Source organism: Candidatus Acidiferrales bacterium, assembly GCA_035515795.1.
Classification (GTDB): domain Bacteria; phylum Bacteroidota; class Ignavibacteria; order Kryptoniales; family JAKASW01; genus JAKASW01.
The window spans coordinates 1-15,059 of sequence record DATJAY010000032.1; the positions used below are offsets into that span (position 1 = coordinate 1).

General features: G+C 48.7%; 14 protein-coding genes and 1 tRNA gene. 13 read left to right on the forward strand and 2 right to left on the reverse strand.

Annotation, left to right across the window (positions count from 1 at the left end):
- Nucleotides 1-288: hypothetical protein (locus VLX91_12765; protein HUI31078.1), on the reverse strand; the 288-nt coding region annotated here is incomplete at its 3' end.
- 69 nt (nt 289-357) lie between these two features.
- Nucleotides 358-431, reverse strand: a tRNA-Arg gene (locus VLX91_12770).
- Nucleotides 432-612: 181 nt separating this feature from the next.
- Here VLX91_12770 and VLX91_12775 point away from each other — a divergent pair.
- The 13 genes from VLX91_12775 to VLX91_12835 all read left to right on the forward strand — a co-directional run bounded on the left by VLX91_12775 (nt 613) and on the right by VLX91_12835 (nt 14,850).
- Nucleotides 613-1,956: a pitrilysin family protein gene (locus VLX91_12775; protein HUI31079.1), complete on the forward strand. Its 1,344-nt coding sequence runs from the start codon at nt 613-615 to the stop codon at nt 1,954-1,956.
- Nucleotides 1,953-3,068 (forward strand): alanine dehydrogenase, encoded by a 1,116-nt coding sequence (gene ald, locus VLX91_12780; GenBank protein ID HUI31080.1) that lies wholly within the window; start codon nt 1,953-1,955, stop codon nt 3,066-3,068. Before VLX91_12775 ends, ald begins: the two co-directional genes overlap by 4 nt.
- A 170-nt stretch (nt 3,069-3,238) precedes the next feature.
- Nucleotides 3,239-4,912 carry a molybdopterin-dependent oxidoreductase gene (locus VLX91_12785; protein HUI31081.1) on the forward strand — a complete coding sequence of 558 codons (1,674 nt, stop codon included), beginning with the start codon at nt 3,239-3,241 and terminating at the stop codon, nt 4,910-4,912.
- Nucleotides 4,913-4,956: 44 nt separating this feature from the next.
- Nucleotides 4,957-5,973 carry an NADH-quinone oxidoreductase subunit NuoH gene (nuoH, locus tag VLX91_12790; protein ID HUI31082.1) on the forward strand — a complete coding sequence of 339 codons (1,017 nt, stop codon included), beginning with the start codon at nt 4,957-4,959 and terminating at the stop codon, nt 5,971-5,973.
- Between the two features lie 101 nt (nt 5,974-6,074).
- Nucleotides 6,075-6,557 (forward strand): NADH-quinone oxidoreductase subunit I, encoded by a 483-nt coding sequence (locus tag VLX91_12795; GenBank protein HUI31083.1) that lies wholly within the window; start codon nt 6,075-6,077, stop codon nt 6,555-6,557.
- 157 nt (nt 6,558-6,714) lie between these two features.
- On the forward strand, nt 6,715-7,128 hold the full coding sequence (locus tag VLX91_12800) for a secondary thiamine-phosphate synthase enzyme YjbQ (GenBank protein ID HUI31084.1): 414 nt from the start codon (nt 6,715-6,717) through the stop codon (nt 7,126-7,128).
- Between the two features lie 45 nt (nt 7,129-7,173).
- The gene (locus VLX91_12805; GenBank protein ID HUI31085.1) at nt 7,174-8,475 is read left to right on the forward strand and encodes an Nramp family divalent metal transporter; all 1,302 of its coding nucleotides are present in this window, start codon (nt 7,174-7,176) and stop codon (nt 8,473-8,475) included.
- Nucleotides 8,476-8,491: 16 nt separating this feature from the next.
- Nucleotides 8,492-9,376, forward strand: a complete 885-nt coding sequence (locus tag VLX91_12810; GenBank protein ID HUI31086.1) for a universal stress protein — start codon at nt 8,492-8,494, stop codon at nt 9,374-9,376.
- A 189-nt stretch (nt 9,377-9,565) separates the two neighbouring features.
- Complete coding sequence (gene fni / locus VLX91_12815) at nt 9,566-10,588, forward strand: type 2 isopentenyl-diphosphate Delta-isomerase (GenBank protein ID HUI31087.1); 1,023 nt, start codon at nt 9,566-9,568, stop codon at nt 10,586-10,588.
- Between the two features lie 2 nt (nt 10,589-10,590).
- Nucleotides 10,591-11,604 (forward strand): polyprenyl synthetase family protein, encoded by a 1,014-nt coding sequence (locus tag VLX91_12820; GenBank protein ID HUI31088.1) that lies wholly within the window; start codon nt 10,591-10,593, stop codon nt 11,602-11,604.
- A 65-nt stretch (nt 11,605-11,669) separates the two neighbouring features.
- Entirely contained in the window at nt 11,670-11,942 is a 273-nt protein-coding gene (locus VLX91_12825) for an HPr family phosphocarrier protein (GenBank protein ID HUI31089.1), read from the forward strand.
- An 87-nt stretch (nt 11,943-12,029) separates the two neighbouring features.
- Nucleotides 12,030-13,805 (forward strand): phosphoenolpyruvate--protein phosphotransferase, encoded by a 1,776-nt coding sequence (ptsP, locus tag VLX91_12830; GenBank protein HUI31090.1) that lies wholly within the window; start codon nt 12,030-12,032, stop codon nt 13,803-13,805.
- Complete coding sequence (locus VLX91_12835) at nt 13,798-14,850, forward strand: bifunctional phosphoglucose/phosphomannose isomerase (GenBank protein ID HUI31091.1); 1,053 nt, start codon at nt 13,798-13,800, stop codon at nt 14,848-14,850. The genes ptsP and VLX91_12835 overlap by 8 nt, the downstream gene beginning before the upstream one ends.
- Nucleotides 14,851-15,059: the final 209 nt, after the last annotated feature.

Sequence of the window (15,059 nt, forward strand, 5' to 3'; positions counted from 1 at the left end):
TTTCCACAATTGCTGATCCACTACGGTATCCATAATGGATGACTTAATCAAAACATCGAACACCAAAAGCCCCGTGAAAGAGGAATCTTTTTTAACAAGATGAGCACTTGCCGCACTAAAACTGTAATACAGTTCAAAATAAGTCTTCATGGAATCATAACGGAAGGTTGCATAATCGAGGTTTACCTGAAGCTTCTTAGATGCTACTGCGGAACGACTTGCGAAAGAAAAGGACAAAACAACAAGCGCAGCACAAATGCCGATCGGCACTCTTTGAAAAATATTCATTCCTCATACCCTGCGTCCATCATGGAACGCTCTTTGTTAAACAAAATGTCCTGATGCGTGGTCAGGATGTGCGCCGTGCGTGACTCGAACACGCAACCCTCAGCTTAGAAGGCTGATGCTCTATCCACTTGAGCTAACGGCGCTTCCATTAAATTTAATAGTTAAGAAGGAAAAATGAAAAGGGTGAGTCACCTCTTCACATCAGTCGCGAGCTATAAGATATCATCAACATTGGTCACTCAATTTGTTTCCAAAACCAGCCCATACTTCGCCCAGATCATGGCTTTTACTTTTAGCATTCCAATCATATATTTTTCCACTGAAATGCAGAAGCGTATACGGACACGTCTCACCTCATCTGCCGTCAAAGTTCAACATTCAAATTTGAGTGAACCATTTCGTGAGAAATTACCCAACGGCGTAACTGTAATCGGCGAAAGTATTCTGTCGGTTCAAAGTATCGCAATCGGCGTGTGGGTCAACTTCGGCTCACGCGACGAGAAGAAAGAAGAAAACGGTCTCACACATCTTGTTGAACACATGGTTTTCAAAGGGACTGCAGATTTTACCGCCGAGGAAATAGTCGAAAACATCGAGGGCCGGGGCGGATACATCAACGCGTTTACGACAAAGGAATCCTCCTGCTATTATGCCAAAATTTTCAAGGAGGATCTCGAGACCACTATCAAGGTACTTTCAGATTTGGTTTTGTCGCCGAAATTTGATGAACGCGATTTGCGGAACGAGCGGAAGGTGGTCCTCTCGGAAATGCAGGAGGTCTATGACGACCCTGAGGATTGGGGAATGGATTTCGTCGAGGAGAAAATCTTTGCAGGCAATTCACTCTCGATGCCGATAATCGGTAGAGCTTCCTTATTGAAGGGCTTTATTCCCGGAGATCTGCATCGTTTTCATTCAAAGAATTTCACAGCCGATCGGATTATCATAAGCGCAGCCGGCAGTTTTGAGCAGACTAACCTCGTAAACCTCGCTGAAAAATATTTCTCGGCTATGGAAGCGTCACCTAAAATTTTTCTCAGAAGAAAACCTTCCTTGAATCCCGGCGGTAACTTTGTCGTCCATCGCGACACAGGCAAGCAGGCACATATCCTGTTAGCTGCTCGTGCGCCCGGATTGAACGATCAGGATAGGTTTGCGGCATCCATGGTCGGTGTAATTTTGGGAGACGGGTCGAGTTCGAGGCTCCACAAAAATATCAGAGAAAAAGACGGGCTTGCTTACTCGATTTATTCTTTTGGCTCTGCCTATTCCGATTGCGGAATCCTCGGAATTTACGTGTGCACTGCCGTAAACGATGTGGACAGAGCAGAGGATAGAATACATACGACAATAAGTGATTTTCTCAAGAATGGCCCGACGGAGGGTGAGGTTGTACGCGCAAAGGCCCAACTGAAAGCCGGAATAATTTTTTCTCTTGAAAATCTCTGGGATAGGGCCGCACTCTTCGCGCGAGACGAATTCTACTATCGCGGGCGATCCAACTTATCGGAGTCGCTCGCCTCGATAGAAAGAGTGACGGCCGTCGAAATTACGGAGGCAGCCATGGAATACCTCAAAAAGGACAACATAACCTCCGTCAAAGTGCTTCCTATGAATTCCAAAGTAGAGCGGCGATCCCGCAATAAAGAAAGGAAAAGCAAACAATGATCGTAGGACTGTTGAAAGAAATCAAGCCGAACGAAAATCGCGTCGCATTGCTGCCCGTAGGGGTGGAGTTGCTCGTCGCGCGCGGACACAGGGTGATGGTGGAAAAAAATGCGGGACTCGCCAGCGGATTCCCGGACGAACTTTACAAAAAAGCCGGCGCGAAAATAATTCGTGACGCGGCGGAAGTCTATGATGATGCCGACATGATCATGAAAGTGAAAGAGCCGATAAAACCGGAATATAAGTTGATCAAAAAAAATCAGATCATTTTTACATATTTTCATTTTGCCGCGAGCAAAGAACTAACAGATGCAATGATAAAGGCGAATGCAATATGCATAGCTTATGAAACTGTCCAGAAGCCGGACGGCTCTCTTCCACTTCTTATCCCGATGAGCGAAGTGGCGGGGAGAATGGCACCTCAAGAGGGCGCAAAGTATATCGAGAAGCCGATGGGCGGAAGGGGCGTGCTTCTTGGCGGAGTGCCGGGTGTCGAACCTGCGGATGTAGTGGTACTCGGCGGAGGAGTCGTCGGTCAAAATGCGGCGCGTATCGCTGCCGGATTCGGTGCGCGAGTTACTATTCTCGACAATAATCTGCAAAAACTCCGTTACCTGGACGACGTTATGCCAAAAAATGTTCTGACGCTGGCATCGAACCCGTATAGCATCCGGGAGGCTGTAATCCGAGCGGACGTTGTGATCGGTGCAGTGTTGATTCCAGGCGCGAAGGCTCCGAAGCTTGTAACGAAACCAATGCTGAAAGACATGAAGGAAGGATCGGTCATTGTGGATGTTGCGGTCGATCAAGGAGGCTGCATCGAAACGTGCCGCCCAACGACTCATGAGGACCCCACCTACGTTGTCGATGGCGTTGTACATTATTGTGTCGCGAACATGCCCGGCGCTGTGCCGTATACTTCGACAGTTGCGCTCACGAACTCGACGCTTCCCTATGCCATCGAGATCGCCGGAAGCGGATGGGAGAAGGCGGTTAGATCTAACAATGAGATCAAACTCGGCTTGAACATGGCATACGGAAGAATTACATACCAGCACGTCGCCGAAGCTTTTGATCTGGAATACACACCGGTGGAGAAAGTTTTGGATTGATGTCCTCTACCCGCCACGAACTCAAAGACGTACAAAGCTAGTTTTGCATGATTCTGAAGATGAAGTCGCTATTCTCATTTAGGTGTATATTTGCGACCTTCGTCGTTAAAAAGTTTTTATGAAACGTAACAATTCATTAGTTTGTTTTAGAGAGAAAAAGCGAAGATAGAATGGCAAAGGTAACAATCGAAGGAAAAAGTGTAGAAGTGGAAAATGGCACGACGGTGATCCGCGCGGCGGCACAAGCGGGGATTGAGATCCCTCACTTTTGTTGGCATCCGGGTTTGTCGATTGCCGGTAACTGCCGGATGTGCCTGGTCGAAATTGAAAAGATGCCGAAGCTCGCGATCGCGTGCGCGACTCAGGTTGCGGACGGCATGGTGGTACACGTGAATTCTCAAAAGGCGCTCGAAGCGCGAAAGGCGATCCTCGAGTTTATATTGATAAATCATCCGCTTGATTGCCCGATCTGCGACGAGGCCGGCGAATGCAACCTCCAGGATTACACATACTCTCACGGCCCGGGGCAAAGTGCGTTCACGGAAGCAAAGAACAAAAAGCCGAAACGCGTCCCGCTCGGTCCGAATGTGGTCTATGATGCGGAAAGATGTATCCTGTGCTCGCGATGCATTCGTGTCATGGACGAGATTGTCAAGAATCCCACTTTAACCTTCGTTGAACGCGGTGATAGAGTCTTCATCGATACCTTTCCCGGCAAAGAACTCAATGATCCGTACTCGATGAACGTGATCGATGTCTGTCCGGTCGGTGCATTGACCAACCGTGAATACCGTTTCAGAGCGCGCGTTTGGGAAATGTCTTCAACCGAAGGGATTTGCCCCGGCTGTGCGCGCGGCTGCAACATAAATATTTGGGTGAGAGACAATGAGATCCTTCGACTGACACCGAGTCATAATCCTGACGTCAATAGTTATTGGATGTGCGACAACGGAAGGCTGAATTCTTTCAAGCACGTCAATTCTCAGGTACGGTTGAATTCGCCGATGGTCAGAAAAGACGGCGTGCTGCAGGAAGTCGGCTGGGACGAAGCGCTGGCTCACGCCGCCGACGCATTGAAGCCGTTTTCAAAGGACGAAGTTGCCGTAATAGGCTCAGCTTATTCCTCCGTCGAAGATAATTACGTCCTACAGAAATTTGCCAAGCAGATTCTTGGAACTGCGAACATAGGGTTCTTGAGGCACTCTATTGAGGGTGACGAAGATAACCTTCTCATCCGTGCCGATAAGACTCCGAACGGCTACGGGGCCCGAGAGGTTGGCGTCGCTTCTTCCAAGGTCATTGACACAAATATAATTTTTGAGCTGATCGGCTCGGGCAAAATAAAGGCGCTGTACGTCATGGACGATGATGTTGCGGTTTCCAAGGAGATGGAAGATCTGTTGACAAAGTTGGACGTCTTGATCGTCAACCACTGGATCAACACCAGAACCACGCAATTGGCGAATGTGGTTTTCCCGAGTGCAACCTTTGCCGAGAAATATGGAACATATGTGAATTTTCTTGGAAGAGTTCAATTGTCTCGGCCGGCACTTTCGACTCTCGGGCAAAGTCGAGTTCCTGGAAGGTTTAACCTGAGCAGGCTGGATAAATTCGGCAGCATCTTTGACAAATGGAACAAAGGTACGCGGAGAAATGTACGTTCGTCATGGGAGATTATTTGTGCTATCGGAAATCTTCTCGGCGGAAAAATCAGATATCAATCTGCCGAGAAAGTGTTCGAGGAAATAGCTCAGGTCGTCCCAAGCTTCAAAGGGCTTTCGTATGCGAAGCTCGGTGACCGTGGAGCCTTGTTGAAAAAAGCAAAAGAGGAAGCGTTAGTCTAAGAATTCTAAGCAGTAAATTCTAGGTCGAAAGCAAGAAATCGCAAATGATCGCCATCGAAGCACTGATCAAGATAATTATTTTACTCCTGGTAGTTCTTGGGACCGTTGCATATTTGGTTTTGCTCGAGCGAAAGGTGAGCGCCTACATGCAGGACAGAATCGGTCCGAACCGGGTCGGCCCTAAGGGGCTGTTCCAGCCGTTCGCAGATATCCTGAAGCTGGTTTTGAAGGAGCTCATCGTTCCCGTCAGGGCAAACAAATTTGTACACGCACTCGCGCCGGTGATTTCGATTACCGTTGCACTTTCCGCGCTCGCGGTGATCCCGTTCGGGAGTTACGTTGTGATCGCGGGACAAAAAATAAATCTGATGATCGCAAACGTAAACGTCGGCATACTTTATATACTTGCGATGTCGTCGCTCGGAGTCTACGGGATCACACTGAGCGGATGGGCTTCCAACAGCAAGTATTCTTTGCTGGGCGGTCTGCGATCGTCGGCGCAAATGATCAGCTATGAGTTATCGCTTGGGCTGAGCATAATCGGCGTGGTGATGGTCAATGGCACATTGCAGCTCGACAAAATTGTGGAGGCTCAGAGCAGGGGATTTTGGAATATTGTCTATCAGCCTCTCGGCTTTTTGATTTTTGTCGTCGCTGCGTTTGCGGAAACAAACCGTTTGCCCTTCGATTTGCCCGAGGCTGAGCCCGAACTTGTCGGCGGCTATCATACCGAGTACAGCGGCATGAGGTGGGGACTTTTCTTCTTGTCTGAGTATACGAACATGATTGTGTCTAGTGCGCTGATGGCGACGCTGTATTTCGGCGGCTGGTCTCTTCCTTATCTGAATTATTCGGCAATGCAGGCGAACGTCGCAGCAACAGTGCAGGTCGCTACTTTCTTAGCGAAGACGGGAATTTTCATCTTCATTTACATGTGGATACGGTGGACTCTTCCGCGCTTTCGTTACGACCAACTAATGAATCTCGGCTGGAAGGTTCTGCTGCCGTTGGCATTTCTGAACTTGCTTGGAACCGGCGCGGTCATGTTGGCGGTTAACTAATAGAGGGATAGAGGTCCCTGAGCGGTAGTGGAACCCGATTATACGTAAACAGCAACTCTAAAATTTGTTAGGTTATGATGGAACCGAACGGAAATGGAAGAATGAAAAGAAAGTTGTCGCTCTGGGAGCGGCTTTACTTCCCCGAAATAATCCGCGGGATGTCGATAACGATCCGCGCATTCTTCCGACCGAAGTTTGTGCGGCAATACCCCGAGGAGCGTTGGATCCCTCCGCCGGTCTTCCGCGGTCGCCCCGTGCTTGTTGTGGAAGATGAGACGGGCGTGGAGCGGTGCGTAGCGTGTGGACTCTGTGCACGTGTCTGCCCTCCCCTGGCAATACAGGTTCAAGCTGCGGAGACCGAGCTCGACAAAGAAAGATATCCGGAATTATTCGAGATAAACATGCTTCGCTGCATCTTCTGCGGATTCTGCGAAGAAGTGTGCCCCGAGGAAGCGATAGTGATGAGCAAGGATTTCGAGCTTACATTTACGAGTCCCGAAGATGCAATCTACGCCAAAGACAAACTCCTTATTGCCGCTTCCCAATTGAAAGACAGGCTTGAGTTCCTGAAGCAATACAGATAGTTAATAGCAATCAGCCTCTAACTGTCGGTCATCATTTTCTATTTTTTGCCTTATCGGACATATCTTTTTTTATTTTCGAAAAAGCGAAATCGAGATTTGGGGTAATGGCGTCCGCATCTTAAATTCAGTTAGCGGATAAAACTAAGACGAGGATGAGATGAAATCGCATACCGAATACCTATGGTTCAACACAAAAAGCCGAAAAGAGCTCGTGAATATAACGGGTGAAGTTGAAAAAAATGTCAAAGCAAGCGGAGTGCAGGAGGGATTTTGTCTTGTCAGCGCGATGCATATCACGAGCGGGATATGGGTGAATGACGAGGAATCGGGACTCAAACAAGATTTGATGGAGTTCTTGGAGAAAATTGCGCCGGCCCGGCCTGAATACCACCATCACCGCACCGGTGAAGACAATGCCGATGCCCATCTGAAGCGTACCCTGATGCACCATCAAGTTGTCCTCCCGATCACAAAGGGGAGACTTGACCTTGGTCCATGGGAGCAGATTTTTTACGCCGAGTTTGACGGACAGAGAAGGAAAAGGGTGGTGGTGAAAATAATTGGTGAATAATATGAGTCGGGATGTCATCGCGGCCTGCAGCGGCACCATGAAAAGATGAAGAGTCTGATTGTCTCTACCATAGAACGGACCGACGTCAGAACCAGGGATTCAGCGGAGGCTGCTCTTTCGGGATCAACGCAAAAAAACATTTTCACGAAATTGATCCCGTTCCTTGGTCCGGCTTTCATTGCCAGTGTCGCTTATGTTGATCCCGGGAATTTTGCAACAAATATCCAGGGCGGTTCCGAGTTTGGTTACACGCTATTGTGGGTGATTCTTGTGAGCAACTTGATGGCGATGTTGATCCAGGCGCTTGCCGCGAAACTTGGAATCGCAACCGGGCGCAATCTTGCCGAGCAATGCAGGGAACATTTTAGAAAGCCGGTCGCTTTTGGCATGTGGGCCTTAATGGAGGTCGTGGCTATGGCGACCGACCTGGCGGAATTTCTGGGGGCGGCGATCGGATTTAATCTCCTCTTTGGATTTCCGCTGATTGTCGGTGGAATTATCACCGGAATCTGCACCTTCTTGATTCTTGGCCTGCAGCGTTACGGTTTTCGGCCGCTCGAAATAGTTATCACCGCCCTGGTGAGCATCATAGCTTTGTGTTACGTCGTAGAGACTGTTCTCGACAGGCCTGATTCGGGAGTTCTCCTGTATCATACGTTCGTTCCGCAATTTCAAGGAACTGAGAGCATTCTTATTGCGACAGGGATCCTGGGTGCGACCGTTATGCCGCACGCAATTTTTTTACATTCGGCGCTGACGCAGCAAAGAATAGTCGTGAGAGATCCCTGCAAGCTTCGTAAACTCTTCCGGTTCGAGATTTTCGATGTAACAATCGCAATGGGAATTGCGAGCCTCGTCAACATGACAATGCTCATCATGGCCGCTGCGACTTTTCACAAATATGGATTGACGAATGTCGCTACAATAGAAGAAGCACACATAACTCTACAGCCTCTTTTAGGTAAGGCAGCGGGATGGATTTTTGCCGTATCGCTTCTCGCGTCGGGTTTGTCTTCTTCGACGGTCGGAACGAGCGCAGGCCAAATCATAATGCAGGGATTTATTCACAGACATATTCCAATTTGGCTGCGAAGGCTGGTCACCATGGTTCCCTCGATGGCTGTCATTGCAGCCGGACTCGACCCGACCCGCACACTCGTCATCAGCCAGGTGGTCTTGAGTTTCGGGCTTCCCTTTGCCATTATTCCTTTGATAAAATTTACACGAGACAGAAACATCATGGGAATTCTCGTCAACAAAAGGGTGACCACCCTTGCCGTGTCGGCGATCGCAATCTTAATTATCTTGCTGAATGTCTATTTAATCTCACGGATTTTACTTGGATAAGCTGGCGATAAGGAAATTGCTTGTTCCCCTCGACGGTTCGCCGATGGCTGAATCTGTTCTCACGGCAGCTGCACAGCTTGCAAGGAAAATATCCGCGTCCGTCACGTTGATCCATGTTGTCGAAAAGAATCCGCCGGACAAGATTCACGGACAGATGCATCTGACAAATGCGCAGCAGGCAGACGAGTATCTCCGTGCCACAGCATCCTCTGATATTTTTAGGGGAATAGACGTGCGTTTCCATGTGCATGAAGCCGGAGTGCGCGACGTTTCTCAAAGCATTCATGATCACACCGAGGAACTCGGACAGGATCTCGTTATAATGTGCACGCATGGGAGCAGTGGATTCAGGGGGATGATTTTCGGTTCGATTGCACAACAGGTAATCTCATTCGGCAATGTGCCTGTTTTGCTGATGACCCCCGCCGCCGAAAATTTTAAGTTCAAGTTCGAGAATTTCCTTGTCCCACTCGACGGAAATCCGGACCACGAGCGGTCGCTTGCCTATGCATCCGCACTTGCTCGCGTGTGCGAAGCGAAGATCCATCTTCTCATAGCAATCCCCCATTTCGTATCCATGTCGGGCGAACTTACACCTACAAACAGATTTCTTCCCGCGACCACTGCGAAGATGATGGATATGCTTGTTCCCGATGCGGAGGAATATCTTCTCAGGCTTAAAACGAAAATTGAGTCGGAAGGGATCGAGGTTGCGACGAGCACGTCGCGCAGCAAGCCCGGCACCGCAATCCCAAAGACGGCAAAGAGCATCAAGGCCGATTTGATCGTACTTGCGACGCACGGCAAGAAAGGCACCGAGGCATTTTGGAGCGGAAGCGTTGCTCCCAAGATAAGCAAATCGAGCAAGATCCCGCTTCTACTTGTGCCTGTAAGAGAATGAATCTCAAATCAGAAATCCCAAGCTCCGAGCAAATTTCAACTCTTGGAATCCCAATAAATGTAATAATTGCCCCGGATCAGTTTGTGAGTTTAGTGTTTTGTATTTGGTATTTGTCCAGGATTTAGGCATTTGGCATTTCTGCCTAACCTTGTTTATTTTTCCCCTTTCGGCTATTTTTTTATGTCATCAATGGATCAAACCGCTAAACGCAAATCAAATCACGTCGACATAGTCTTGAACGAGAACGTTGATTATCAAAAGTCGACGGGGTTTGAAAAGTATACATTTGTTCATAACGCACTGCCGGAAATTAATTATGATGAAATAGATATCGGGACAGAATTTTTTTCTTATAAGTTTTCCGCACCTATCATCGTTTCGTCTATGACGGGAGGTTTCAAGCGGGGCGGATCGATCAACGCTGCCCTGGCTGAATTCTGCCGGGAAAAAAATATCGGCATGGGTGTCGGGAGTCAGAGGCAAGCGCTAGACAACGACGAATATCTTGAAACCTTTAAAGTGGTACGCCGCACCGCCAAGAATATCTTCGTGATGAGTAATATCGGGGCTGCGCAAATCGCGGGCGGCTTCGCGCTGGACAACGCCCGGAGGATCGTGGACATGGTGGAAGCAAATGCGATTGCTGTGCACCTTAATGCCCTGCAGGAGATGATCCAGCCCGAAGGAGATCGAAACTTCAGAGGAGTTGTGAAGGGAATTTCGGAGCTAGTCAAGAAAATTGGAATGCCGGTCATCGTCAAGGAGACCGGTGCGGGCATTGGCGGAGAAGCTGCAAAGAAGCTTATCGACAATGGCGTTGCGGCAATCGATGTGTCGGGTGCAGGTGGAACAAGCTGGTCGGCGATAGAGACACTCCGGCGGACCGACAGAAGGATCGGAAAAAGCTTCTGGAACTGGGGAATCCCGACCGCGGAAGCCCTGGTTCAGGTGAACGCACTTTCATCGAGAAAAAAAATCAAACTTATTTCGTCGGGCGGGATTCGAAATGGAATAAATGTAGCCAAGTCGATCGCGCTCGGTGCAGACATTTGTTCAGCGGCACAGCCTTTTCTCAAGGCACTCGACAAAGCGGGCGTGAAAGGTTTGATGCGAGAGTTCGACGCGTGGGTCGATGAATTGAAAGGTGTAATGTTTCTGACGGGAAGTGTAAACTTGCGTCAGCTTAATAAAGTTAAATTGGAGAAGGCATAGGCGTGTCTGTAATCAACCGAAAACCCGGCGGAGCCGGAAAAGATTTCTCGAAATATTTTGACGAGCGAAGGTCCGTAATAGAGCGGAAGCTTTCGGACACTCTGAAACTTGTCTCGGACTCTCCGTTGAGGCCGTATATTAAGTATGTCTTCTCGATGGGCGGAAAGAGGATCCGTCCTCTGCTTTCGACACTTTCAGCGGATGCCGTTGGAAAATACAACGATGACGTACTCCATGGTGCAGTTGCAATCGAGATCCTTCATAACTTTACGCTGGTTCATGACGACATTATGGATAATGCCGATACCCGCCGCGGAAAAGCGACGGTCCACATAAATGCAGGTGTGAACACCGCGATTCTCGTCGGCGATCTAATGATGGCGCTTGCTTACGATTGCCTGGAAAAGTGCGGCGAGAAGCATTTGCGAGCCGGTCTAAAAATTTTCAACGAAGGCGTCGAGCAAGTTTGTGACGGTCAAGCACTGGATGAGAGTCTGAGCAAGGAAGATGGAGCTACGATGAAAGACTATATTGAGATGATCTCCAAGAAGACGGGTGCACTCCTCATGACTGCCGGACAATTAGGCGCGCTTTTCGGCGGCGGCGCGGAAAAGGAAGTCATTATGCTCGGCGACTTTGGATTGAATCTCGGCATTGCCTTCCAGATTCTGGATGATACGCTCGATCTCGAAGGAGATGTCGATAGGTTCGGCAAGCCGCTCGGCCTCGACATAATCGAGAAGAAAAAGAATTTTTTATTTCTGAAAGCTCAACAGTTGATGAATGCCCATGAGTTCGAATCAGTTAGCGGTGTATATAGAAATTCTTCAGTGACAGAAGCCGAAGTTGTCGCGGTGCGTGACATTTACCGGGAAGCGGGTGTGGTCGAAGCCGCGAGAATAGAGGTTACGAATTATACGAATTGCGCGTTGTTAAGCTTAAAAACGTTGAAGGAGTCCGATGGAAAGGATGCACTTGTTGAGTTGGCAAATTCACTCGTGCAGAGAAAATTTTGATGGAGATGGAACCTAAGTGTACGTGAGCAATATTTCTCATAATCGTTCGGCAGATGTGGAATAGAATGGTTCAACAAGAAGTTGTGGTCAAGAGCCGCCTGGGACTTCATACCCGTCCCGCGGCGACCCTCGTTAAACTTGCAGCAAAGTTCAAGTCCGAATTCTACCTGGAACGAGATGGATACCGTGTCAACGGCAAAAGCATTATTGGCGTCATGACTCTCGCGGCGGAGCAGGGTGCGAGAATAATCCTCGAGTTTGACGGCGAGGATGAAAAAGAAGCGCTTGCGACGCTCGTAGATTTTTTCGACAGAGGATTCGATGAGCCAGAAATTTGAATCCTCGATCCAAACATATTCTTTACAAAAAACAGTTTCACCTATGGAGCATCTTGAGGAAATTCCGGAGTCAATACTTTGACTGATATGGAACCGCATAGCATGGGCGAGGAGATCAGGCTCCACGGCGTTCCTGCGTCACCGGGGATTGCAATCGGGAAAGTTGTTGTTCTAAAGAAAGATGGTGTCATAATTCAAGAGATGACCATCGATGATCCCCGTCTTGAGTTAGGAAAGCTTCAGAAGGCGATCGATCGTTCTTCCGCGGAACTCGACAAAGTATACAATACGACCCTTGAAAGGCTCGGGAGCGACAAAGCGAGAATTTTCGAGGCCCAGAAGCTGATGATTTCGGATCCCATCTTCTTCGATGATATAAGAAAGAGGATTGTCAGAGAGAAAAAGAACGCGGAATACGTCATCGATGATGAATTTGGCAAACAAATCGATCAGTTGAACCGAAGCGACAGCGACGTGTTCAAGCTCCGTGCGCTCGAGTTGGAGGATGTTCGGAATAGAATCATCAGGAATCTCGCGGAGGGCAAGTTGAAATCCAGGTTTGAGGGAACGCCCATCATAGTCACGAGCGAGCTGAGTCCTGCCGATGCGGTCCTCCTAAGCCGAAGTGCGGTACTCGGTTACGTCAGTGATTTCGGAGGAGCACGCTCTCATGCTTCGATACTCTCTCGATCGCTCGGAATTCCTGCGGTAGTCGGTCTGAAGGAGGCCACGAAACATGTCCATGACGGGGCAGATCTGATTCTGGATGGTTATCGCGGGATCGTCGTGATAAATCCTTCCGATGAGACTGCGAAAAAGTACATCGAAAGAAAAGAATGGTGCGAAAAACTTGACTCTGAGCTGATGGCTGAAGCAAAAGAGCCTGCGGTTACTACCGACGGCCACAAAGTGTTGGTTGAAGCCAACATAGAGCTTCTCGAGGAACTTCCGCTTCTGAAACCGCATGGAGCGGACGGCATTGGACTTTTTCGCACCGAGCAAATTATCATAGACTCCAATTCTGTTCCAAGTGAAGAAACTCAATTTGAGATATTCAAGAAGGCTGTCGAGGAAGCCGCGCCGACCCCGGTGATTTTCAGGACATTTGATATCGGCGGAGATAAGCTTTTTCTCGGAGACCACTCCGAAGCGAATCCGTTTCTCGGTTGGAGGGGAATCCGCATGATGCTCGATCGGCCGGAACTACTCAGAGAACAGATGCGGGCTATTCTGCGCGCAAGCGCGATTGGCAAATGTAAAATTATGTATCCGATGGTGGCTACGGTCGAGGAAGTAATCCGCGCAAACAAAATGTTGAGCGAGTCAAAGGAATCTCTGGCCGAGGAGGGAATCAAGTTCGATAAAAACATAGAGGTCGGCGTGATGATCGAGATACCGTCGGCTGCGCTCATGAGTGAAGAAATTGCAAAGCACGTAAACTTCCTCAGCATCGGGACGAATGATTTGACACAGTATTTGCTTGCCGTCGACAGGACGAACGAGCTCGTGGATAATTTGTTCGATGAATTTCACCCTGCAGTGGTGCGAACCCTGAAACTTATTATCGATTCAGGCCATGAATCGGGAGTAAGGGTTGCAATGTGCGGCGAGATGGCAGGAAATCCTATGGCGACCATCATGCTCCTCGGACTGGGTCTGGATGAATTCAGCGCGGTGAGCTTAATGCTTCCCATTATTAAGAAAATCATCAGAAGCACCAATTACAAGACGGCACGAAAGTTCGCAAGGCAATTGATGAAATTAGATTCGGTGGAAGAAATCAAGGGCTCATTGAACGAGTATCTGAAAACTCATTTCGAGAGAATCTACTACACAACTATAAGCGAGAAAGACATTGATTGACCGAGAGGATATTAAAAGGACAGATGCCTCGGGGATGTACGACCTCATAAGATCTTTTCCCGATCAGGCATCGGAAGCCGTAGACATTGCGAAGGCGACAAAAGTTAAGCTGTCATTGGCGAAAATAAAAAACATAGTCGTGACTGGGCTCGGCGGCTCGGCGATCGGCGGAGATATTTTGAGAAGTTATTCGGCAGACAAAATCGGGATTCCTTTTTTTGTCAACAGGAGCTACACGCTGCCTCAATTCGTCGGGAGAAACTCGCTCGTCGTCGTATCGAGTTATTCCGGCGGAACTGAAGAAACGATATCGGCTTATGGACAGGCGCGGAAGAATGGTGCTCAAATACTCGTTATAAGTTCCGGCGGGGCAATCGGTGAGACTGCGGCAAAGCTGCATCACAACTGGATCAAAATTCCGGGCGGGCTGCCTCCACGCGCGGCTCTTGGTTACTCGTTTTTTACGATGCTGACGGCATTTCAGAAAGCAGGCCTCCTGAGATCCAAGCCCGCGGAAATCAAGGAGACTCTTGAATTGTTGAAGCAGCTCAGCAAGGAATATTCTGATTACGGTCAGAATCCCATGCCCCTTCGTCTTGCGGAGCAGATGGTGAACATGCTTCCGATTGTCTACTCATCTTATGAAGGTATAGGTGCAGTCAATTTGAGATGGCGCGGACAAATGGAGGAGAACGCAAAGACGATCGCTTACGGGAATTTCTTCCCGGAGATGAACCACAACGAGATCGTCGGTTACTCGACGCTCAGGGATTTGCTGTCTCGGTTTCTTGTGATCTATCTTCTTGACGAAGGTGATCACCCGCGCGTCGCGGCGCGTTTCGACTTCGTGAAAGAAATCATTCGTCCATACTGTTCGAACATTATCGAGGTTCGCTCGCAGGGAAAATCTCTTCTTGCCCGGATGTTCAGCCTGGTTCACTTTGGCGACTGGACAAGCTATTATCTTGCGATCAAGAAAGATGTCGATCCTACCCCCGTCAGCAATATCGACATACTGAAGAAGAGCCTGAGTGGACTGAAGTAGTATAGAGAGTTCTCGGTACAATATTCTTGTAGTGGGAAAGATAAGTAGCGGGAATTTTGGGATTTTCCACTTGACATTTACTCCATGGCTTATTAAAATTTAGACGAAGATATTGCCAGAGGGCAGAAAAAAGCAGGGAGCCCAAAGCACGAAGATTCACCTTACGATTGTTTCAGCTTGAAGCTGAGTAGTTTTGAAAGCTTGTCCCC